18 protein-coding genes are annotated in these 22,685 nt (G+C 65.7%); 3 read left to right on the top strand and 15 right to left on the bottom strand.

What is annotated here, in order from left to right:
• Positions 1-7 precede the first annotated feature (7 nt).
• The 5 genes from AC1DHL_RS11920 to AC1DHL_RS11940 all read right to left on the bottom strand — a co-directional run bounded on the left by AC1DHL_RS11920 (position 8) and on the right by AC1DHL_RS11940 (position 5,240).
• Complete coding sequence (locus tag AC1DHL_RS11920) at positions 8-1,480, bottom strand: DUF1254 domain-containing protein (protein WP_478103181.1); 1,473 nt, start codon at positions 1,478-1,480, stop codon at positions 8-10.
• Between the two features lie 149 nt (positions 1,481-1,629).
• Entirely contained in the window at positions 1,630-2,478 is an 849-nt protein-coding gene (locus AC1DHL_RS11925) for an acid phosphatase (RefSeq protein WP_478162101.1), read from the bottom strand.
• Positions 2,448-2,726 carry a hypothetical protein gene (locus AC1DHL_RS11930; RefSeq protein ID WP_478103178.1) on the bottom strand — a complete coding sequence of 93 codons (279 nt, stop codon included), beginning with the start codon at positions 2,724-2,726 and terminating at the stop codon, positions 2,448-2,450. The genes AC1DHL_RS11925 and AC1DHL_RS11930 overlap by 31 nt, the downstream gene beginning before the upstream one ends.
• 118 nt (positions 2,727-2,844) lie before the next feature.
• Entirely contained in the window at positions 2,845-3,615 is a 771-nt protein-coding gene (locus AC1DHL_RS11935) for an SDR family NAD(P)-dependent oxidoreductase (RefSeq protein WP_478103177.1), read from the bottom strand.
• Positions 3,616-3,629: 14 nt separating this feature from the next.
• Complete coding sequence (locus tag AC1DHL_RS11940; protein ID WP_478103175.1) at positions 3,630-5,240, bottom strand: wax ester/triacylglycerol synthase family O-acyltransferase; 1,611 nt, start codon at positions 5,238-5,240, stop codon at positions 3,630-3,632.
• Positions 5,241-5,448: 208 nt separating this feature from the next.
• Here AC1DHL_RS11940 and AC1DHL_RS11945 point away from each other — a divergent pair, with 208 nt between their 5' ends.
• Entirely contained in the window at positions 5,449-6,630 is a 1,182-nt protein-coding gene (locus AC1DHL_RS11945) for an alpha/beta hydrolase family protein (RefSeq protein ID WP_478103174.1), read from the top strand.
• A gap of 136 nt (positions 6,631-6,766) precedes the next feature.
• Positions 6,767-8,245: a patatin-like phospholipase family protein gene (locus AC1DHL_RS11950; protein ID WP_478103173.1), complete on the top strand. Its 1,479-nt coding sequence runs from the start codon at positions 6,767-6,769 to the stop codon at positions 8,243-8,245.
• Positions 8,246-8,402: 157 nt separating this feature from the next.
• Here AC1DHL_RS11950 and AC1DHL_RS11955 read toward each other — a convergent pair whose 3' ends face one another.
• From AC1DHL_RS11955 to AC1DHL_RS12000, 10 genes are all read right to left on the bottom strand, one after another.
• Positions 8,403-8,879 (bottom strand): hypothetical protein, encoded by a 477-nt coding sequence (locus AC1DHL_RS11955; protein WP_478103171.1) that lies wholly within the window; start codon positions 8,877-8,879, stop codon positions 8,403-8,405.
• Between the two features lie 119 nt (positions 8,880-8,998).
• A complete protein-coding gene (locus AC1DHL_RS11960) occupies positions 8,999-10,060 on the bottom strand; it encodes an NAD(P)-dependent alcohol dehydrogenase (protein WP_478103170.1) in 1,062 nt (353 codons plus the stop codon).
• Between the two features lie 24 nt (positions 10,061-10,084).
• A complete protein-coding gene (locus AC1DHL_RS11965) occupies positions 10,085-11,563 on the bottom strand; it encodes an acyl-CoA reductase (protein WP_478103169.1) in 1,479 nt (492 codons plus the stop codon).
• A 5-nt stretch (positions 11,564-11,568) separates the two neighbouring features.
• Positions 11,569-13,008: a phenylacetate--CoA ligase family protein gene (locus tag AC1DHL_RS11970; RefSeq protein ID WP_478103167.1), complete on the bottom strand. Its 1,440-nt coding sequence runs from the start codon at positions 13,006-13,008 to the stop codon at positions 11,569-11,571.
• A 146-nt stretch (positions 13,009-13,154) separates the two neighbouring features.
• On the bottom strand, positions 13,155-13,847 hold the full coding sequence (locus AC1DHL_RS11975) for a TetR/AcrR family transcriptional regulator (protein ID WP_478103166.1): 693 nt from the start codon (positions 13,845-13,847) through the stop codon (positions 13,155-13,157).
• A gap of 6 nt (positions 13,848-13,853) precedes the next feature.
• A complete protein-coding gene (locus AC1DHL_RS11980; RefSeq protein ID WP_478103164.1) occupies positions 13,854-15,836 on the bottom strand; it encodes an alkyl/aryl-sulfatase in 1,983 nt (660 codons plus the stop codon).
• 7 nt (positions 15,837-15,843) lie between these two features.
• Entirely contained in the window at positions 15,844-17,280 is a 1,437-nt protein-coding gene (locus AC1DHL_RS11985; RefSeq protein ID WP_478103163.1) for a DUF1254 domain-containing protein, read from the bottom strand.
• 28 nt (positions 17,281-17,308) lie between these two features.
• The gene (locus AC1DHL_RS11990; RefSeq protein WP_478103161.1) at positions 17,309-18,367 is read right to left on the bottom strand and encodes a DUF1214 domain-containing protein; all 1,059 of its coding nucleotides are present in this window, start codon (positions 18,365-18,367) and stop codon (positions 17,309-17,311) included.
• 149 nt (positions 18,368-18,516) lie between these two features.
• The gene (locus AC1DHL_RS11995; protein ID WP_478103160.1) at positions 18,517-19,695 is read right to left on the bottom strand and encodes a lipid-transfer protein; all 1,179 of its coding nucleotides are present in this window, start codon (positions 19,693-19,695) and stop codon (positions 18,517-18,519) included.
• 28 nt (positions 19,696-19,723) lie between these two features.
• Positions 19,724-20,563: an enoyl-CoA hydratase/isomerase family protein gene (locus AC1DHL_RS12000; protein WP_478103159.1), complete on the bottom strand. Its 840-nt coding sequence runs from the start codon at positions 20,561-20,563 to the stop codon at positions 19,724-19,726.
• Positions 20,564-20,805: 242 nt separating this feature from the next.
• Between AC1DHL_RS12000 and AC1DHL_RS12005 the strand changes: the two genes are divergently transcribed.
• The gene (locus AC1DHL_RS12005) at positions 20,806-22,629 is read left to right on the top strand and encodes an acyl-CoA dehydrogenase (RefSeq protein ID WP_478103157.1); all 1,824 of its coding nucleotides are present in this window, start codon (positions 20,806-20,808) and stop codon (positions 22,627-22,629) included.
• The last annotated feature ends 56 nt before the right edge of the window (positions 22,630-22,685 follow it).

Consider the following 22,685-nt stretch of genomic DNA (forward strand, 5'->3'; position numbering starts at 1 on the left):
TCCTTCGTTAGTTTGCCTGTTCTGCCGCAGGTGGAATCCAGCGCCCTTCCAGGATTTCCGCCTTCGGCCAGTAGGCGCGGATGTAGAGAGAGAACTCGTCGACCGGGGTCGGGACCCAGTTGCTCTCCTTGTCCTTGCCGGGCGACTGGTTCTGAAAGTAAAGCGTCAACGACCCGTCGGCGTTCTTCTTCAAGTCCTTGCTCTTGGTGCCCAAAGAGAACCGGTTGAGCACATTGGGCTCGAACAGATGCTCCTTGTTGTAGACGGTGAGCGACCAGAAGCCGTTGACCGGCGGCGTCTGTCCTGCAGCGAAGGTCACGCTGTAGCGCTTGCTGCCATGAAGCCGTTGCCCGGCCTTGTCGACGTCGGTGTAGATGTAGCGGGTTTCCTCCGGCGCGTTGTCGTACATGTTGGAGCGTGCGGTGGCGGCGCGCGAAAGGTAGTCATACCCCCAACGTGCACCATTCGGTGGCGAGTTCCAGCCATTGCCGATGGGCCGCCCGTTGTTGCGGAACTCGAAGAGCGGCTTGATGAGTTCTTCTTCGGCAGACACCGCCGTCTGCACGAGCACGGTCTTGAGGTCTGGATTCCTGGAAGCGGCCTCCAGCACCGAGCGAATCGTGGAATACAAGGCCTCCTCGCCGGGCAGCGGCGGGACCTCGTTCATCACGATGGGCAGTTCGTCCCAGAACTTCTCTGGCACGACCCACTTGGTCTCGCCCGCACCTTGGCCCGGCGGCACGGGAAAGGTTGGCGTCCTGCTCCAGTCCTTCGTCTTCATCTTGCCGGTGTACTCCGACAGGGGATAGACCATGACCTGGCTCAGAACCGCCTGTATCGCCTGTTTGTCCTGCGGCGTATCGTCTTGAAAGATGCGCGGCAATATCGCCGCCAGATCGGTCGGAGAGCGCAAGACCGCCTGAATGCCCTTGGGTGCCTGCCCCTTCCAGGCAGGCCCGACCACCAGATAGAGGCCCGGCTTGGTGCCGTACTGCTTGCCCAGCTTGCCGAAGGCATTGGTTCGCGCGTCCGCGAGTTGGTACACCCAGAAGCGCTGGCCGAAGTCCGGTACCTGCACGATGACTGGCTTGCTGTTCAATCGATGGAAGCCCGCGCCGTACACCGTGTCCTGGTTGGGACAGGTGACAAACCGCTCTCCTGCGTCGATGTAGTCCGTGAGCATGGAGACATAGCCCGGTGGTGATACCGGGACGATTCCGCCGAGGCGGCCTGGCTCGGGCACATCCTTCATGGCGATGGAGCGATTCAGGTTGTTGACCAACGGCCATCCCCACACATAGGCCATGCGTCCAACGGTTGCCACGTATTCCTTGCTCATCACGGTGCCTGCGGGCGTCCCCGCAATGCCTGAAGCCGGTACCGGCGCATTCGCCGGGCTTTGCGCGTAGGCTGCGCATCCGATGGCCAAGGCGGTCAGCAGGCCCACATGGCGGCTCAAAGGCCTCTTGCTGGATTTCATAGGTCTTTCCTCTCCGGATAGGGTTGAAGTCTGCGGGCACCACTTCCTCGGCTGGACGCCGGGTCAAGAAACTACTTTGCAGTCAAATTCTGCCTTTTCGCCGGACGGCGTCTCAGACCGATTGCTGCCAGCTTCCGCTCCCTTGGCGATCAGGGCGCGAATGAACTTGAAGCTGCGATGGTTGCGGATTCGGCGGCGCATGCTGGCGTAGGAGGGGAGCCGGCAGCACGCGCCTTGGCGACTTCGTCACGTGCGGCGACCATCTGTGCGTTGAATACCGGGTTGGCCTGTAGGCGCGCCACCGTCGCGGAACCGACCAGGCGGCCTGCCTCAATGTCGGTCTGCCAGTGAACGCCACAGATGGCGCGGCTTTGCGAGAACGCTCGGCCACGTTGCAGCAGCGCGTCAGCGCGATCGGGCGCGAGTTCGGTCAACACCAATGCCCAGCCCCAGCCGATGGCCGAGTGGCCAGACGGATAGGAGCCGTCCTTGGCCAGAGACGCTTCTTCCTTTGGTGTGCAACTTCCGGTCTTCAGCATGACGAAGGGACGGGTGCGAACGTACTTGTCCTTGGCCTTGTAGGTGGCCAGGGCGGAGTCGGTCAACGTTCGGCGCAGCAACATATTCAAGTTAGGCGTGGCCTGCTCGGAAATCTGCACGCCCAGGGCGCACGAGAAAACCGCAGCGGCGTCGGGAAAGCGCAGATTCGCATCCGACACGGCCATGGCGCCGCGCGGCGTCCCTTGAAGCTTCGTGAGGTTGTGGAAGGTGGCAATGTCGGCCGCCAGCGCAGGCGAGCCTTCAGCCGGCGGCGGTGGCAACAGGGCGAGGCTGTCGGGCAGTTCGGCGGGCGCGAGGTAGCCCTTCAGGATTCCGGTGCCGGCGCGCAATTCGCCCACTTCGGTCGGCGAGACGGGCGCGACAACGCGCGGTGCCAAGGTGCACGCGCTGACGACAAGCGAGACGGTCAGGGCTGCGGTGAGTGACTTGATTTCCATGGATGTTTCTCGTTCTGGCCGGCCCATCCAATGCTTGAACGTGCCGAATACATGCGCCACGGTGCATCGTCGCAAGGCCATACCCAGGCCATGCCCTGCGGACCACCGATGCCATTGCCGAGGATGATCGCGGGCCGCGCAGGCGCCGACACGACAACCCGTGATCCGAGTTCTCCACCGGCGAAGCCGATCGCCGCAGCCGCCGAGGCGGCGGCCACGGCCAGGAGCAGATCGCGGCGCTTCGTCATCGCCGGCGCTTCTGGTTCTGCAGAAAATCCTGCAAGAGGCTGGATCGCTCGAATGACTTGGCGGCTTGCACCAGCGGTTGGTCCGCCCCGGGTCCCGTGCATCTCTGTCTCTTGTCTCTTACAACGACGAGCAGAGGTGCCCGCCATCGACCGGCACGCACGCGCCCGTCATCCACGAGCCGGCATCGGTCGCCAGGAGGAGCAGCAAGCCGTCGAGCTCTTCGGGCTTGCCGAGCCTGCGCATCGGAATGCGCTGGATCATCGCCCTGCCCTGCTCGCTCTCCCACATTCCGTCTGTCATCTCGGTGCCGATGTAGCCCGGCTCGATCGCGTTGACGCGGATGCCGTAGCGAGCCCATTCGACCGCGAGGCTCTTGGTCATGTGAACGACCGCGGCCTTGGAGACCGAATACGGTGTGATGCCCGGCATCACGCGCTCGCCCTGGATCGAGGCGATGTTGACGATCGAGCCCCCGCGGCGCGCTTCCTTCCAGCGCCGCGCGGCTTGCACGGCGACCAGCCAGACGCCGCGTACATTGGTCGCCATCACTGCGTCGAAGTCATGGCTCGGCAACGTGAGCGCCGGACCCTCGCCGGCGACGCCGGCGTTGTTGACGACCACATCCAGGAGGTCGCCCGAGGCGTCGATATCGGCAAACGCGCGATCGATCGATGACTCGGAAGCAACGTCCATCTCGACGACCGTGACCTGTGGCGATCCGAGGCTGCCGAGCTCTTCGGCGAGGGCGTCGAGCCTGGCCTTGCGCCGCGCCGCAATCACCACCTTGGCCCCGCAGCGGGCAGCCAGCCGCGCGAAGTTGTCGCCGAGGCCCGACGAAGCCCCCGTGATCAGAACCCGCTTGCCCGCGAGCATTGCACCCATGTCCATGACGACTCCTGTCTTCATTGTTGAGCCACCGCAGACCCGGTGGCTTTCGTGACCCGCGTCTTCTTCGTCGCGGCAGCGGTTTTCCTCGCCGGCGCCTGCTTCATCGTGACCTTCTTCGTCGGACCCTTCTTCGCGGGCGCCTTCTTCGCCACGGCCACCTTCCCGCTATGCGGTGCCTTCGCGGCGACAGCCGCTGCCGCTTCCTTCATCTCGTCGAACGATTCCCTCACGCAGTCCGCCAGGAACTCGGGATCGGGCACCACGTTGGGCGAGCTCGTGAGCGAGATGAACACCTTTCCACAGTAGCTCGACGGGTTCCAGATCAGCGACATGCCATCGGTCACCGGCCCGACGCCGCCCCAATGCACCAGCTTGGCACCGAGCATGTACAAGGGTGTGGCGGGCCCCGGAATGTTGGTCACGAGGCAGTTGTGAATCGGCATCGGCCCCTTGCCGCCGGAGCCGGTCAGCGCCGCGAGCTTGCCTGCCAGTCCCAGCGTCGCAGGCGGAGCGAACTTCTGCAGGTCGGTGAGATGCTTCGCACCGATGGCGTTCTGGATCCCCTTCGATTCCGCAGTGGCAGCACGCACTGCCTCGAGGCGGGCGATGGGATCCTCGATGTCGGTGCCCATCGCAAAGCGCAGCATCGAGATGGTGTTGCCGCTGGCGGTTTCCTTTGTACCCTCCGGCCGCGTGTTCACCGGCGCGAGCGTCACCAGCGACTTCGCGGGAAGTTCCTTCTTCGCCTGCAAGTAGCGGCGCATCGCGCCGCCGATCAGTGCGATCAGTGCATCGTTGACGGTAGCGCCCGGCACGACGCTCTTGATCTGCTTGACCTCTGCCAGGTCGAGCGTCACCGAGTCCCAGACGCGGCGTGCCAGCACGTCGCCGTTGAAGCGCGTGCGCGGCGCGGTCAGGTCGACCCCGCTGCGCGTCCGCTGCAGAAGGCGCAGGCCGGCCGTGGTCAGGCCCGGCAGGGCCTGGGCCAGCGGCAGCGCCATGCGAGCCGTCGCCAGCAGGTTTTCGGTGAAGGCGTTGGAGAGCGTGTCGAAGGACCGAAGGCTCAAGGTCTGCGGTGGCGCCGGACGCGCCGCGTCGACGACCGGCTCGGCCCGGCCCGCTGCGCGCTGTACATCATGCAGGGCCCAGGTCAGTTCGGTGGCCGCGGTGCCGTCCATGGCCGCATGGTGGATCTTGCTGAGGACTGCGAAGCTGCCCTTCGGAATGCCCTCGATATTGTCCAGGCCCTCGATGACATACATCTCCCACGGTGCCCGCGCGAGGTCGAGGGTGCGCGCATGGATGCGCGACACCAGGATGCAGAACTGCCGCCAGTCGCCGGGCTTTGGCAATGCGAAATGGCGCACGTGGAAGTCGATGTCGAACAGTTCGTCCTCGACCCAGAAGGGATAACCCAGGCCGTAGGGTACCTGCACGATCTTGCGTCGCAGCACGGGCGATGCATCGAGGCGGCTCTCCATGTGGCGGACGATCTCGCGAAAGCCGAGCGTCTTGCCGCCGAGGGTGGATTGGTCGTAGATATAGATCATCGTGCCGTGCGAAGCGGCATGCGGAAGATCTGCGTGCAGGAACATGGCGTCCTGGCCCGTGAGTCGATTGGTCATGGCATTGTGGGTGGATGGGATGTCTGGACTCATCGTAGGAGCGGGCGGCTCGTGCGGGCCCGCCCGTTTGGGATGGGCTGCCTGTGGTCTCCGCCACACTCCCGGCACTACTTCACGCCGCCCCACCCCAAAAGGATGGGCGTGGCTCGCGGCCTTGCTCCTATGGTCGACGCATGCATAACCAAACTAACAATACGTGCGCAAGCCGATGAGACCCGCACGCGCATGGAACCGCGCATCGGATACCTCCTGGTGGGAGCAACTGCCGGACGACTTTCGCCCCCGCGCCGACCACACCTCCCTCGAAGCACGCCATTGGCTGCAGGTGCAGAGCGTCTCTGCCCTCGAATGGGTCGCGCGCGTGCCGCTGGCCAGCGCGGTTGCCATGGCGATGGCTGCGTCGCTGACGGAGCCCGGCAAAGCGGCCCGGGAGTTCGAGGCGCTGCGCTTCTACGAGCCGCTGGCGCGGGCGGGCGATGCCTCGCGCGTTTTCGTCGCGCCACCGAAGGACATCCGCATCGAGGAGCTCCCTCTGGCTTCGATCGAATCGGACGGCACGCCGATCAAGCGCAGCAGGTTGCGCTTCACGAGCCCCTTCGTACCGCTGAACCCGGCCGCTGCGCCGGGCTTCGCGCGCATGAGACGCGGTGCCGTCTCCTATGCCGAGCACTGGTGCCATGGCGACGGGCCGCGGCCGACCCTGATCGTCGTGCATGGCTTCGGGGCCGACATGCCGTGGCTCAATGCGCACGCGCTGTCGCTCCAGACGCTCTATCACGCCGGCCATGACATCCTCTTCTTCACATTCCCGCATCACGGGCCGCGCGCCGAGTCGTGCCTGCCCTTCAACGGCTACGGCGTGTTCGGCAACGGGCTGTTGCATTTCAACGAGGTGACGCTGCTCGCCATCCATGATCTGCGCGTGTTCATCGACCACCTTCGCGCGCGCGGGGTCGAGCGAATCGGCGTCGCCGGGATCTCGCTCGGCGGCTACACGGCGGCCCTGCTGGCGACGGTCGACGAGCGGCTCGACTACTGCATCCCGGTGGTGCCCGCGGTGAGCCCGATCGACGCCTTTCTGGACTGGCAGCCCACCGGCCTGCTGCTGTCGAGCCTGATGCGAAGCCATGGCGTCGGCGTGGCCGAGATGCGCGGCCTGGTCGCAGTGCACAACCCGCTCAGCTATGTGTCACCGATGGCCGGGGAGCGGGTGTTGATCATCGGCGGCGCCGGTGACCGCGTGACCGAGCCGCACCATGTCGAGCTGCTGCACCGCCATTGGCGCGGCAGCACGATGCACTGGTTTGCGGGCAATCACCTTCTGCACTTCGGGCGCCGCGCCTACTTGCAACTCATGCGCGAGCATATCGATCGATGGGGCGGCCTGTAGCCCAGCTTTGCGGCTGCCCCAAAGGGCAAGATGTCATGCCCGTTGGTTCAATGGAACATTGACGACCTTGCCCGTTAAGCTGGCGCATCAGTTGCCCACCTTGACGGCAGTGCAACTCAGCCCAGGGGGAACGCAGATGAACCTGTTTCCGGCATCGTCCTGGCACCGTTGGGACAGGTGGACGGCCGCTTGTGCCGCTGTGCTGCTGGCCGGCTGCAACTCCATGGCGCCGATCAATCCGCCGATCGATCACGTGGACAAGGACGGCGGCTACCGCGTGGGCAATTTGCTCAAGCGCAAGAAGGCCACGACCAATGACAGCCAGACACTCTTCATCCTGACCTTCTCGGGGGGCGGAACGCGCGCTGCCGCGTTCTCCTACGGCGTGCTGGAGGAACTGCGGCGGACGAACGTGACGGTCAATGGCACACCGCGCAATCTGCTTTCGGAGGTGGACCTGATGGCGGGCGTTTCCGGTGGCAGCTTCACTGCGCTGGCCTATGCCCTGTACGGCGAGAAGCTCTTTTCCGAGTACGAGTCGCGCTTTCTCAAGCGCGATGTGCAGGGTGTTCTCACCTCCCGCGCGCTGAACCCGGTCAACTGGTTCAAGCTGGCCAGCCCCGACTACGGCAGGTCGGAGCTGGCAGCGGACTACTACGACGAGATTCTCTTCGGCGGCGCCACCTTCGACGACCTGCTCGACAAGCCGACGCCGGCCGCAGCCGTGACCGGGACCGACCTCTCGACCGGCGCGCGCTTCCAGTTCTCACAGGACCACTTCGACCTGCTGTGCTCGGACCTCGGCAAGGTGCGGCTGGCACGAGCGGCCGCCACCTCGTCGGCCGTGCCTGTGGTGCTTTCGCCGGTGACCTACCGAAACTACGGCGGTCACTGCGGTGCCGAGATGCCCGCGTGGGTCAAGGATGTCACCAACCCGGATGCCCAGGCTCGCCCCTCGGGTCGGGCACTGCTGCGCTACCGGGACATGCTGGCCTTCGAGGACAGCGCGAACCGGCCCTATCTTCACATCGTCGATGGCGGCGTCGCGGACAATCTGGGCCTGCGCGGCGTGATCGAGGCGCTCGAAGAGGTCGAGGCCAGTCAGGCCTTCCAGAAGGAGATCAATTTCAGGAGCATCCGGCGCATCGTCGTGGTGGTAGTCAACTCGCGATCGGCGCCGGCCACCAACTGGGATCGCAGTCCCCGGGCACCCGGCGTCATGTCCCAGCTACTGCAATCGTCGAGCGTTCCGATCGATCACTTTTCCTACGAGTCGGTCGAACTGCTGAAGGACATCGCGCAGCGCTGGGCTGACGAGCGGCGTTTCGAGGTCGCCGAGAAGCGGCTGGCCGGCATGTCCAAGGCGCAGGCCGAAGCCGAAGTGCCGGACCTTCGCTTCGACGCGATCGACGTGAGCTTTGATTCGATCAGGGACCCCGAGGAGCGCCGCTACTTCATGGAGCTTCCGACGAGCTTCGTGCTGTCCGAGCAAGAGGTCGACAAGCTTCGCGCACTTGCCGGCCGGCTGCTGCGAGAGGCGCCCGGCTACCGCGATCTGCTCGACAGTCTGGAACGGTCGCCCGCACCCGCGCAGCGCGCGGCGCAACAGCAGTAGCGGCGCGCGCCTCGACGATCGTGGATGCGCGGAGCCCTGGTTGGCACGCGACAAGGCCTGGAAGTGCCGAGGCAGGTCCGGTCGCCCTTTCCCGGCTCGATGCCGGCACGTCGTAGCTCTGGGCTTTCAGATCAACTCGTCGCCTCGAAACGCGAGGCTAAGCGCGAGGCAGTTCGCCGCAAAAGATCACCTGACCGCCGTCCTCCGGCGCAGAGCGCAGCGCGATCGAGTATCGACCGCTCAAGAGCTCGTTCATTTGCACCGGCGACATGTGAGCGAGGCTCTCGGGGGCACCGCCTACCCAGAAACTGGAGACGAGCACCCTCTCGTTCAGGGCATACGTGGGCTTGGCCGGCAGCGCGCTACAGGCAGCAGCCTCGTAGATGTATGTGTAGACATGCAGCGGCAAGGTGGTGTTGTTCGGAACACCGGTGAAGTACAGCTGGATGTTCGTCTTTCCGGCCACCGGGAGCAGGGTCGCGCGCCCCACCTGGCCGGCATTGATGGACGTCGCCTGAAGCGGCATCACGACCGCATCGGCCGCCGCACTTTGCCTCCCCGGCGAGCCCGTGCCCGCACAACCGCTGATGACCAATGGAGCAATGGCAATCGTCGCCAGAAAGCGCAGGTTCATAGCGCCTCCGAATCTGCAGAGTTGGGGCGCCAGAGGATACGCCGACCGGAGAGGCGGTCAAGCTGCGCCGCAGCACGGCCGCCCGCTCGCTTCAGGCATCAGGGAGCCGTGGTCGGCCGCTACATCACCTGCGCGTTCTTCATCGAAGCCATGTCGATCACGAAGCGGTACTTCACGTCGTTGGCCTGCAGGCGCGTGTAGGCCTCGTTGATGTTCCGGATGTCGATCAGCTCGCACTGAGGCAGCAACTGATGCTCGGCGCAGAAGTCGAGCAGTTCCTGCGTCGCGGGCAGCCCACCGATCAGCGAACCTGCAAGCCTGCGGTTGTTGCGGATCAGCAGGCCGCCGTGCACCGGTTCGAGCAGGTCGATCGCGCCGACCACGGCCAGCACGCCATTGCGGCCCAGCAGCATCAGGTAGGGGTTGACGTCGTGGCGCTTCGGAATCGTGTCGAGGATGAAATCGAAGGCATTGAGCGAAGCCATCATCGACTTCGGGTCGGTGGACAACAGCACCTTGTGCGCACCGAGCGCGCGGGCGTCATCGGCCTTGGCGGGCGAAGTGGTGATGACCGTGACCTCGGCGCCCAGCGCGACGGCGAGCTTCACGCCCATGTGGCCCAGGCCGCCCAGCCCCACGATCGCTACCTTCGTTCCCCTGCCCACGCCGTGCTCGCGCATCGGCGTCCACACGGTGATGCCGGCGCACAGCAGCGGCGATGCGTGCTTGAAGTCGAGCGCATCGGGCACGCGCAGCACGAATTTCTCGCGCACCACGATCTTGTCGGCGTAGCCGCCCAGGGTGTTCTCGCCGGACACGCGATCCTTGCCGTTGTAGGTGGCGGTCACGCCGCCCGCACAGTGCTGCTCCTGCCCTTGCAGGCAGGGTTCGCATTGGCCGCAACTGTCGACGAAGCAGCCGACCGCGACGCGATCGCCCGCCTTGTGCCGCGTGACCTCCGGCCCGACCGCGGTGACGTGGCCCACGATTTCATGGCCCGGCACGCACGGGTAGACGGTGTTCTTCCAGTCGTTGTGCACCTGGTGCAGATCGGAGTGGCAGACGCCGCAGTAGGCGATCTCGATCGCGACATCGTCGGCTCGCAGCGCGCGCCGCTCGAACAGCTTCGGCACCAGCTGGGCGCGCGCTTCGCAGGCGCAATAGGCGGTGAAAGTGGTCATCTCAAAAGTCCTTGCAGAAATGGATCAGTGATCGGCCGGCAGTGGGGGCCTCAGCCACGCTGCCGGCGTCTTGTCGGGAGAGGCGATCTGGTTGGAAATCCATTTGCCCATTCGGCGCATCGGCTCGATGGCATCCTGCGGCGCGGCCATCTTCATCGCGCCCGCATAGCCGAGCGAGACGATGCGCTGCGCGCCGTGCAGCGGCAGCAGGTCCTTCAACTCGTCCTTGAGCGATTCGGGATAGATGCCCACCGTCTGCGTATAGGCATCGACAGCGTTCATCACTTCGTCGAGCGAATCGACCGGCACGAGATTGGCGGTGCGGTCGTCGAGCATCGCCGAGAAAGACACCGCCTCGCAAATCTTCGACACGATCACGGCGCCCTCCCCGTCCCGTCCGCCGATCACTTCGTACCACTCGTCATCGAGGCGCAGCGCGTCGACTTCCGCCTTGAGGCCCGGGTCATAGCGCTTGGCCGCGGTGCTGACGGAGTTGGGCAGCTTCAGGAGCGCCTCATGCACCATGCGTCCGAAGGCACTGAGCTTCGCCACACCGTCTTCATCAGTGCCGCTCTGCGCATACACCACGCGCGCGCAGACGCAGCCCTTCTGGTTCAGCACGCCGATATCCGTGGCCAGACGCACCGCGACCTCGCGCATCGAGCCGTCGCTTTCGAAGGTCTCGCGGCCGATGATGCTAGCGCTGCGCTTGGGGTCCAGCGAGATCAATTCCAGCCCGGGCTGGATGTAGCGCGTGACGTGCTTCAGCGAGGCGAAGCCGCCCCAGGCGACGATCTTCTCGATGTTCTGCGGCTGGTACAGCCGCTCCTCGAAGGCCGTGTCGCCGCCCTTCCAGTAGGCCACGCTCACGTGCTTCGTGAGCGGATGGTCCGGCGCCATCTCGATCATCGTGCGGGCGATCGCCAGCGCCGTGAACGGGTCGTTGGAGGGCGCCTTGATGATCGCGTCGCTGCGCAGCACCATGTTGCGCAGGATGGTCCACAACGACAGCGCCGGCGCATTGCCGGCCACGATGTGCAGCGCGCGCGCGCCGAAGCAACGCACCTCCAGCTCCGTGCCGTCGAGCAGCTTCTGCGGCACCCAGCCTTCGAGGTACTTAATGCCGACGCTGGCCTCGACCGCCTCGATGATGTTGTCGCGTTCGAGCACGCGGTTCAGCCCCATGTAGCTCGTCTTCACGAGCGTGGGCGTGGTCGGTGCCGTGAGGTAGGAGAGCTCGCAGGCTTCCTGCAGATGACGGTTGTCCGCGAGGTTGAGCCTTTGCCCGAGCTCGACCGCGTAGTCGAGGATGTCGTCGAAGCTGAGCTTGTACAGGTCGGCCAGCTTCGTCGGATTGCCCAGCGGCAGCTTGTCGAGGTAGCGGTTCCAGTCGGGCGTGAGGAAAGCTAGATCGCCGCCGCGACCACCCACTTCAACGAGGTGATCGGTGATGATCTGCCCGCGAATGATCATCGGGGCGATGGGTTTGTCGATGGTGCTCATTGGAATCAGCCTTCGAGAGTGGTGAGGAAGTCCATCGCTTCGCGGTGCGAGGCTTCGGTCGCGGCGCAGGTGATCTTGTCGTCCCCGCCGTTCTTGTCGCTGTAGCGCTGGATCGGGCCGACGACGTAGGCGCTCGAGCGGCCGCATGCGCAAGGCTTGTCCCACTCGACAGCGATTTCGTCGCCCGTGATGAAGCCGCCCCAGCGCGTGTCGGCGCCCAAGTCGAAGAAGGCGGCACGGCCCGTCTGCCGGCCGGTGCGCGGCAGCGGCTTGCTGGTCTCGGGGTCGAGCAGGAAGGGGATGACCGTGTGCGCGAAGTGGTAGTGGCCGTGTTCGCAGCGGACGTGCGAGCCCGAAACCAGCTCCGACATGGCATAGGTCTCGTTGAGCACGCGGGCACCCGTGAAGCGCAGGATGTCCTCGCGCCATCCCTCGGGTTGGGGCATGCCTTTGGCGCCGCCGGTGGTCGTGATGTACGAGTCCGCGGCGAACACGCCCTCCAAGCCTCGCTCCAGGCCGGCCTTGGCCATGGCATGCAGCAGATTCCAGGTGGCGCCGATGTACACCTGCTTGCCGCGCAGTTCGTGGGTCATGCGCTCGAAGAAGGCCGCGAGATGCTGCGGCATTTCGGCCTGCAGCTTGTCGAAGGCCAGCTTCTTCGCTTTCATGGCCGGAGTGATCTCGAGCCGGTCCAGCGTGCCCTTGGCGTGGGCTGCGCGGATCTTCGCGCCGAGGTGCAGGACGTCGCTGGAGAGCGTCGACGGGTAGGCGGCATGGAAGTTGGCCTCGCCGGGCAGCAGCGCCTCGATCAGGAAATCGTTCGCGCGCACATGGCTGAGGAAGCCGGCGCGGTAGTAGGGATAGGCCGTGTGCAGATCGGGATCGGGCGTGTCGGGGCCCTCCATGCCCCAGATGAACATCTTGCGCACCTGGCAGGCCTTGCGCCATTCGATCACGCTCTGCGGCAGGAACGAGACCGTGCCGGAGGTGCCGGAGGTGTGGCTCATGCGCAGCTCGGGCACGGCCTGGTCCATGCGCGGGAACCAGTCGTCCAGGCCTTCGCAGCCTTGAACGTCAGCGGCAGCGAGCTTTTCCGCGATCTCGGGCGTGACGAGCTTGCCGAGCCATTTGTTGATCTGAGCGAAGTTGCGCTTCTCCAGCAACGAGGGCGGGTAGGACTTGTAGACCGTGTGCTCGAACATCAGCGGCACGATGTCGTCGAGCTGTTCGACGACATCGACACCTTCGGCATCGGCCAACTTCTTCAGCATCGGGATGCGGTCGCGCAATTCGGCGAAGCGCTGCTTCAGGGCCGCGAGTTGCAGCGCGTCGATCTCGGCGCGCGGCATCTGCCCCCAGGCATGGAGCGAGTAGTTCGCCAAGGCTGCCGGCTCGTTCAGCAGCGTTCGGGTCTTGTCTTCGAGGGAGGCTTGTGAAATTGACATCGTCGGCTCATGGGTTCGGCGTTGAAATCGGGTCAGTGTAGGAAGCGCGAAGGCATTTCCCAATCCGGATTCCGGCGCCATCCGTCGCTACGCAAGTCCTTGTCGCGCAAGGAGAATTCACCGAATTCACGAAACCCGAAAACCCTTCACTCCGGCTTCGGATCCGGCGCTTCGCCAGGCGTGGTCATGAGCGCGTAGAGCATGCGCGCGATGAGCAGCGGCGTGTCCTCGTCGCCGAGATATCGCGGCCGGCCGAGCACGATCGCGCGCGGGAGGGCCAGCAGCACATGGTGGGCGAGGAAGGCCGCCTTCTCGCGGTCGCGCACCAGCACTTCGTCGGTGAACTTCTCCATCAGCGCCGGCATCGCGACGGCCGACCAGAAGTGTTCCGACTTGACGAGTTCCAGCCGCACCAGCTCTTCGTAGTAGGTGGCCTTGAGATTGAACTCCGGATCGACCTGCGCCCACCGCTCCAGGGCCGCCATGCCGAAGCGCAGCAGCGAGAGGATGCCCTCGAACAGCCCCGCCGAGGGCGGTAGCGCTGCAATGTGTTCGACCACCTCGCGCCGCGCCTCGCTGCGGTAGTCGTTGAAGATCGCGGCGATCAGCGACTCCATCGTCGGGTAGTACTCGTAGATCGAGCTGACCGCGACACCCGAGCGCTCGGAGAGGTTCTGCACGGTCAGCGCATCGCGGCCCTCGCGATCGAGGATCTCGCGACCGGTCTCCTTGAGCGCCTCCACCAGTACGATGGACCGCGTCTGGCGCGGCCGCTTGCGCGGCTGCGCCGGCACCTCGATGCGGACGACGTCGCTTCCCGAGGCGTTTGGACGTGTCATGTCAACTCATGGGGTGACGATGTTGAAGCTGGGCTTGAACGCGTCCAGCATGCCGAGCAGTTCGGTGAGCTTGCCCGCATTGCCCTCGACGCGGATGTCGCCCTGCTTGAGCGCCGTGGCGAAGTCGAGCTGTCGCAAGCTGATGCGGTCGAGCACGGCCTTGTTCATGCGCACCGTGGCGTCGGCCTTCGCATGCTTCGTGCCTTCGCGATGCGTGAGCACGCCGTTGCGCAAGGTCAGCGCAAAGGACTGGCGCACGTCGTCGAAGCTCCAGTTCAGCGTCATGTCGTGGCCCTGCGCTTTGTCGGAATCGACCCGGACGGCCAGGAAGTCGAAGAACATCGCCGGCGTCGCCGCCTTGACGAGATCTTGCGTGGCGCGGCTCGCCAGCTCGGGGACGCCGTTGCGCAGGTCGGCCGCGCCGGACAGGTAGATGTTGCGCCAGACCGCCGATTCGCTCTGGTAGCCGAGCTGCTCGAGCGCATCGGCCTGCGCATCGCGCGCCTCCTTGTTGTCGGGCTCGGCGAAGACGAGGTGGTTGCCGATCTGCACCGCCCAGCGGTAGTCGCCGCGGCCCATGGCCTCGCGCATCTGCGCGAGCACCGCGCTCGCACCGCCCATCGCAGCGACATAGTGCTTGCCGGACTCCACCGGCGGCAGCGGGTCGAGGTTGGCGGGGTTGCCGTCATAGAAGCCCATGTAGCGCTGGTAGACCGCACGCACGTTGAAGCTCAGCACGCCATAGTAGCCGCGCGCGTACCACTTCTTGTCGAGGTCGCCCGGCAGCTTCTTGATGGCCTCGGCGATCTCGTTCGGCGTCAGCCCCTGGTTCAGCAGATGCAGTGTGCGGTCGTTCATGAAGGCGTACATGTCGCGCTGGTCGGCCAGCAAGGTGCGGATGTTCTCGCCGCCCCAGGTGGGCCAGCTGTGCTGCGTGAACATCACCTCGGCCCTGTCGCCATAGCGCACCAGGCTGTCGTCGAGGTATTTCGACCAACCCTTGGCATCGCGCACCAAAGCGCCACGCGGCGTGAGCAGGTTGTGCATCATGCGCGTCGCGTTCTCGGCCATGCACAGTGCATGCTGCTTCGGCAGGTACATGTGCATTTCCGAGGGCGCCTCGGTGTCGGGCGTGAGCTGGAACTCGATGGGCACGCCGTCGATGACGTGCGATTCGAATTCCTTCGTGATCAGGTGGGTCGGCGGAATCAGCGTGATCGTCGCGCTGCGCGGCGTGCCCTTGCCCAAGCCCGTGTCGACCTGTGCGCGCTCTCCGCGCGGCAACGCGGAGCCGGCCTGGTACATGCCGCGCCGGAACATCGCATTGCCGGCCAGCAGGTTTTCGCTGATCGCCTCCTCCATGAAGCCAGCGGGCGCGAAGATCTTCACCTTGCCCGCCTTCACGTCCGCTTCGTCAATCACGCCTCGCACGCCGCCGAAGTGATCGACGTGGCTGTGCGAGTAGATCACCGCGACCACTGGCTTGGCTGGGCGATGCTGGCGGTACAAGGCCAGCGCGGCGCGGGCCGTCTCGGAACTCAGCAGCGGGTCGATGATGATCAGTCCGTGGTCGCCTTCGATCACCGTCATGTTGGCGAGATCCATGCCGCGCAACTGGTAGACCCGGTCGGTCACCTTGAAGAGGCCGGCGCGCGAATTGAGTTGCGCATGGCGCCACAGGCTCGGGTTCACGGTGGCTGGCGCCTGGTCCTGAAGCAGGAAGTCGTAGCTGTGCGAGTCCCACACGACCTGCCCCGCGTCGTTCTTGATCTGCCCCTCGAAGGGCGCGACCAGACCGCGGCCAGCCGCTTCGAAGTCGGCGCGGTCGTCGAAAGGCAGTTGCTTGAGCACCGCGGCGTTGCGCGCCGCCGTGGCCTCGCTGGCAGCCTTGGCGGGTCCGGCGGGTGCCGCATCGGCCGGTGCGGCATGGATCGAATTGAAAGCCAGCGCGAGGGCCAGCCCGATCGTCTTTGCGTGGACGTGCTTCATCTCTCTATCAATCGCTTTTGGTGCGCAGGGCTGTTGCCACCGGCTGCAGCGCCGGCCTTTTCCATTCGCCGTTCAATGCTTCGGGCTTGGGCCAGTACAGGCGCAGCGCCGCGAAGAATGGCCCCTCCGGCGCAGGCAGCCAGTTCGCCTCCTTGTCCTTGCCCGGCGAGTCGTGCTGAAGGTAGATCGTGATTGCGCCATCGGCGTCGCGCTTCAGCCCGGGCAGCATCGGCGAGTTGATCAGGTAGCGACCGATCGGATTGCCGACCAGCGTGCGCGATGGCAGCTCGTACATCGTCAGGGACCAGAAGGCGTTCACAGGCGGCAGTTGGCCGGGCGCGAATCGCATCGTGTAGCGCTGGCCCGCGCCGTCGAGCTTGCCGCCGGTGGCATCGACGTAGTAGACCGGGTAGAGGGCCTCTTCCTGGTCCATGCCATAGATGCCGCCGACCGCACCGCGCATGCGGTAGAGGTAGTTGTTGCGCAGGCGCTCGCGCGAGCCGAACAGGTCGCGGCTGGTGATCTCGCCGGAGGCCAACTGCTTGTCGAGGACGGCAAGTGCCTGCCAGGCGTCGGCCATGCCGGCTTCGATGGCGGTCTTCATTGCGGGCGACAGCGCCTGGACATCGATGTGCCGCCGCGCCCCCACGCCGAGCCGGGACAGCCGCTGCATCAGCGCCTGCTCGCTGGGATGCGGGGGGCAGAACTGCAGCACGAAGTTCAGCAGATTGAAGAACTCCAGCGAGCTGCGCTGTTCGGCGACGGACAGCGGGCGCGGAAAGTCGACGGCGGCCGCCGACGCCGCAGGTCGCCCCATGTAGGACGACAGCGTCTGCACGCGATAGCCCGCCTGCACCTTCTTCACGGCGTCGATGTCCTGCGGACCGAAGAGCTGGGTGCGAATCATGATGAAGGCGAAATCGGTCTCGGAGCGAATCACCGAGGCAACGCCCTCGGGCTTCTCGCCCGACCACCCGGGCCTCGCCAGCAGGAAGCGGCCGGCAGCGTTGCCGGTGGTGCGACTGCCCACGTAGGCGAAGTTGTGGGTGTAGGCATCGACGAACTGCAGCGAGTAGTAGCGGCCCGGCTCGACCTGCGGCACGCTAATCACCAGCGGCTCGGCGCGCAGGTCCGCACCGATGAACGAATACGGCGTGTCGGAGTTGGGCGACTGGATCGCGCGGTCGTCCGGCGTGTACACCCGCGCGGTGTTGTGGACCTGGTTCCAAGGCCCCTTGTATTCGGGACCGGCGCGCTCGACGAAGTACGAGTGCTGGATGCGGTAATGGTCCACCATCGGATAGCCATAGATGTAGGCCTCTTTCGCGATGGCGCGGGCCTCGTCGGTGGAAAGCGCCGTGGACTGCGCGCACGCGATGGCGGGCAGCAGCAGGCCGCCGATGAGCGACACGACGAACGCTGCGATCCTGTGGAGAGTCGGCATGGTCTTGATTCGAAAGATCGAAGGGGCTTCAGCGAGGCACGGCCTGCGCCTGGGGGAAGATCCAGTCACCGCTCAGGATCTCGGTTCGCGCGCGGTACAGCCGCACCATGTAGTTCCAGCCCGGCATGGTCGGCAGGCAATTGGGGAGCTTGCCGTCGCAACCGCCGAACTGGATGTCGATCGAGCCGTCGGCACTCCGCCTGGCCGTGATGTTGTTGAGGGCGTAGGCCTCGTAGGGGTTGGGCTTGAAGAAGCCGTGCTCGTCGTACACGCTCACCGACCAGAAGCCATCCACCGGCACGTCCTTCACCCGCATGCGATAGACGGTGGCTCCATCGTTGCGGCTGGGCGTCACATTGAGATAGAGCGCGTCCTTCTCGTTGTTGCCGCCCCATGCGATGGCGGAGCCGATCAGGCGCCGCACCGGTGCCACCTGATCACGGCTGCCGAACATGCCTCGCGAATCGGGCACTGTCTTGCCCAGTTCGAACAGGGCTTCGCGCATGTGTTTCAGGCTTGCCGGGTCCCAGGCCGGCACCTCGAAGCGGCCGTTGCCTTCCTGGCGCGTGCCGATGGCATCCTGCAGCGCATGGACCTGCCTGCGGTCGGCCGCGTCGGCCGGATCGAACAGGATGCGAATCCCGAGCATCGCGTAACGGGTGCCCAGCTGCTCGCGGGTGAAGGTGTAGGTGCCCGGCTTGTAGATCGCGGGCGACGCGTAGTGGTCTTCGTTGTAGGCCACCAGCGAGATGTAGCGCTTGCCGGCGTCGGGCAGCGTCACCGTCACCGGCCCGGCGTCGAGGTCGAATACCCCCACCGAGTAGAGCGTGTCGCGATTCACCCGCACGACGGCCACCTTGTCGAGCGGCACGAAGTCGCGGTAGTGCATGAGCTTGCCGAACGCGTACGACGCGATGTTGCCGAAATAGCGATCGGTTTCGGCGCGCACGAAGTTGTCGGGCGTGACGGCCAGGGCGGGCTCTTTCGCCACACCAGGCTCGGCCGATGCCGCGGTCATCGTGGCCAGGCAGGCCATCACGGCGAAGATGGGAAATACGGGAAATGCGCGGTGCAGATGCTTTTTCATGGCGATGTCTCTCTCGTTGGCTTTCTTGTCCTGCGGCACTTCAACAGGGTCGATGCATCCTGATCGAGGGCTTGTCCCGGTTGATGACGGCGTGGCGGCCGAGGTCGCGCTGCTCCGGCCCCACGTTCGCGCGGCCATTCATGTCGAACTCAGATGCAGTACATCGTGACGACAGCGGCGCCGCCGATGCCGACGTTGTGCTGCAACGCCACGCGCGCGCCTTCGACCTGGCGCTTGTCGGCCCTGCCGCGCAGCTGCGATACCAGTTCGTAACACTGCGCGAGACCGGTCGCGCCAATGGGATGACCCTTGGAGAGCAGGCCGCCCGAGGGGTTGACCACGTAGCGGCCCCCGTAGGTGTTGTCGCCATCGTCGATGAACTTCTGCGCGCCGCCTTCGGGACACAGACCCAGCGCTTCATAGGTCAGCAACTCGTTCTGCGCGAAGCAGTCGTGCAGCTCGACCACGTCGACGTCCTCGGCACCGATGCCGGCCAACTCGTACACGCGCCTTGCCGCCGCGCGCGACATGCCGAAGCCTGCAAGGTGGCGCATGTCGCCGGAGTTGAAGGTCTCGGGGCCGTCCGTGGCCAGCGCCTGGCCGGCGATCCACACACGCGCGTCGAGGCCGTGCTTCTTCGCATAGTCCTCGCTGCACAGCACCGCGGCGGCCGCGCCGCAGGTCGGCGGGCAGGCCATCAGGCGCGTCATCACGCCGGGCCACATCACCTGGTCAGCCATTACCTCATCGGTGCTGACCACCTTGCGGAACACCGCGAACGGGTTGTTGGCCGCATGGCGGCTGGCCTTGGCGCGAACCTTGGCGAAGCTCTCCAGCGGTGTGCCGAAACGCTTCATGTGCTCCTGGCCGGCCGCGCCGAACAGGCGGAGCGCCGGCGCCACCCCTTCGGGAACCACGCTGGCGCAGGTCTGCTGGAACAGCTCCAGCGGCGAGGGCCGGTCGGTGTACATGTCGCCCAACGCGCCCGGATTCATCTGCTCGAAGCCGAAAGCCAGCACGACGTCGGCCTCGCCGCCGGCGATGGCCTGGCGCGCGAGATAGAGCGCGGACGATCCGCTCGCGCAGTTGTTATGCACATTGATGACCGGAATGCCGGTCATGCCCACGTCGTACAGCACGCGCTGCCCGCCGGTGGAGTCGCCGAAGATGTAGCTGGCATAGGCCTGCTGCACGGCCTCGTAGCCCACGCCGGCATCCGCCAGCGCGAGCCGCACGGCCTCGGCGCCCATCACCGGGTAGGTCTCGCTCTGGCCCGGCTTCTTGAAGGGAATCATGCCGACACCGGCCACCACTACTTTGCTTGTCATGTATTTCTCCTTTTGAACGTTTGAAAACTCACAGGCCGGAGGCATCGAAGCGAGGCGCACCAGCGTAGGCGGGTGCCTCGCGCGAGAGGAAGCGCGTGAGCGCCTCGGCGTGATAGTTGCTGCCGGCCAGAATCCCCTGCAGGGCGGCCTCCCATTGCGCCAGTCCATACCGGTCCGTCTCGAAGGACCGGTTCAGGATGTTCTTCGTCAGGCCGAGCACGTGCGTGGGCGCGTCGTCGAAGCGGCGCGCGAAGGCGAGCGCCGTCTCGAGCAGGCGCTCGGCCGGAACCACGGCCTGAACCAGGCCCATCTGCAGCGCCTCGTCGGCGGGAATGTCGCGCGCGCTGAAGGCGATCTCCTTGGCGCGCGCCAGGCCCACGAGGCGCGGCAGCACATGCAGCAGCGACAGGTCGGGCACGAAGCCCACGCGCGCGAAGCTGGCCGCGAACTTGGCGCGTTCGGATGCGATGACGAAATCCGCCCCGAGCGCGAGCGAGAAGCCCGCGCCCACCGCGAAGCCGTCGACCGCGGAGATCACCGGCTTTTCGAGATCGGCCAGTTCCGCGAACCATCGATGGGCGTCGATGAGCAGGTCCCGAACGGCGAAGGGCTTTTCGGTCTCGTCCCCGCCGTTCGACAGTTGCGCGCCCGAGCAGAAACTGCCGCCGGCTCCCGTCAGCACCACCGAGGCGACCGACGGATCCTGGCGCGCGGCGCGAATGGCCGCAGGCATCGCCGCCCGCAGCGACTCATCGAGCGCGTTCTTGTACTTGGGCCGGTTCAGCGTCATGACCGCCGTCTTGCCCACCTTCTCGTAGACCAGGACTTCTTCGCTCATCTGAATGTTGATCGGCTGCTGGATAGACATGCCTTCAGGTTAAGGAGCGCCATCGCGGAATTCCCCACCCTTTGGGGATGGGGGGCGCCTTCGGCGCCGCCACGCAAAACCTTCAACGAGCGGGTGGTGTTGAACGTGAAATCCTGCATCCGGGCAGCCTACGTGGACGCCCGCTTCTGCGGCCCCTCACTTTGGGGTGGGGCCGAGGCCCAGCCTTCTGTGGTCTCCTTGCCGGCTACCTGAAGCCCGCGACCGCAGGTCGCCCCGCCCGCATGACCCAAGAACTCATCCTCTCCCGCAGCGACCTCGACTTCCTCCTCTTCGACTGGCTCAAGGTCGATGCTCTCGCCCGGCGCCCCCGCTTTGCCGGGCAGGACCGTTTCGACTACGCATCGGTCCTGGACACCTACGCCAGGATCGCCACCGAGTTGTTCGCCACGCACAACAAGAAGAGCGACAGCCAGGAACCTTCGTTCGATGGCGAGGCGGTGACCGTCATCGACGAAGTCGGCGTGGCCATGCGCGCGTTCTCGGAGGCCGGGCTCATGGCCGCGGCCTTTCCCGAAGAATGGGGCGGCATGGGCCTGCCCTCGGTGGTAGAGCGCGCCGGGATGGCCTACCTCATGGGCGCCAACGTCGCCACTGCGGGCTATGCCTATCTGACGATCGGCAACGCCAACCTGCTGATGGCGCATGGCAAAGCAGAGCAAGTGGCGAAGTACGTGCCCGCGATGGCGCAAGGTCGCTTCTTCGGCACCATGTGCCTCTCCGAGCCGCAGGCCGGATCGAGCCTTGCCGACATCCGCACAAAAGCGGTGCCCCAACCCGACGGCCGCTATCGCCTCTTCGGCAACAAGATGTGGATCTCGGGCGGCGAGCATGAGGTGTCGGAGAACATCGTGCACCTCGTGCTGGCCAAGATCCCCGATGCGAACGGGCAGATCCCGCCCGGCGTGCAGGGCATCTCGCTGTTCACTGCGCCGCGCCGACTGGTGAACGAGGATGGCAGCCTGGGCGAGCGCAACGACGTCGTACCGGCCGGCGTGAACCACAAGATGGGCCAGCGCGGACTGGTCAACTGCCTGCTCAACTTCGGTGAAGGAAAGTTCAGGCCGGGAGGCGAGGCCGGCGCCATCGGCGAGATCGTCGGCGAGCCCGGCAAAGGCCTCGCTTACATGTTCCACATGATGAACGAAGCCCGCATCAGCGTGGGTCTGACCGCCGCCGCCCTCGCCTGCACGGGCTACCAGCACGCACTGGACTACGCGAAGACGCGCACCCAAGGCCGCACGCGCAGCCAGCGCGATCCGGCATCGCCGCCGGTGCCCATCATCCAACACACCGACGTGCGCCGCATGCTGCTTGCGCAAAAGGCCTACGCCTCCGGCGCGCTGGCGCTGTGCCTGTACGCGGCGCGCCTCAACGACGACGTCCATTCGCTGGAAGATCCGGCAGAGCGCGACGACGCCCATCTTCTGCTCGAGCTGCTGACACCGATCGCCAAGAGCTGGCCCGCGCAATGGGGGCTGGTCGCCAACGAGCTGGCCATCCAGGTGCACGGCGGCTATGGCTACACCCGTGAATACAACGTCGAGCAGTTCTATCGGGACAACCGCATCAATCCCATCCACGAAGGCACCTTCGGCATCCAGGCCCTCGACCTGCTGGGCCGCAAGACCCGTGTCGCGCAGGGACGGGCCATGCAGCTCCTGTCGGCGCGCCTCGCGCCCACCGTCAACGCCGCGGCACACGTGACTTCCCTCCAGGACCACGCTCTCGCACTCGAGGCGGCGTGGGTGAAGCTGTGGACCATCACTCGCCAGCTCCACGCGCTGGAAGACGCCGAACTGCAACTCGCCAATGCGGGCCCCTACCTCGAAGCATTCGGCCATGTCGTGGTCGGCTGGCTGTGGCTGGATCAGGCCGTCGCAGCGAGCAAGCTGCTCAAGGGCTCCCAGGCCAGCGACTTCCATCGCGGCAAGCTCGCCGCCTGCGACTACTTCTTCGGCTGGGAGATGCCCAAGGTCGACGCGTGGCTCGCCGTGCTCGATCCGATCGAGCGCACGCCGCTGGAGACGCCTGCGCACTGGCTGTGAGCGGAGGACATCTCCCACCTCCTCCTCTCTCTCCCTCCCTCCCCCCCGATGCGGAC

Source organism: Variovorax sp. 10L426, assembly GCF_056395305.1.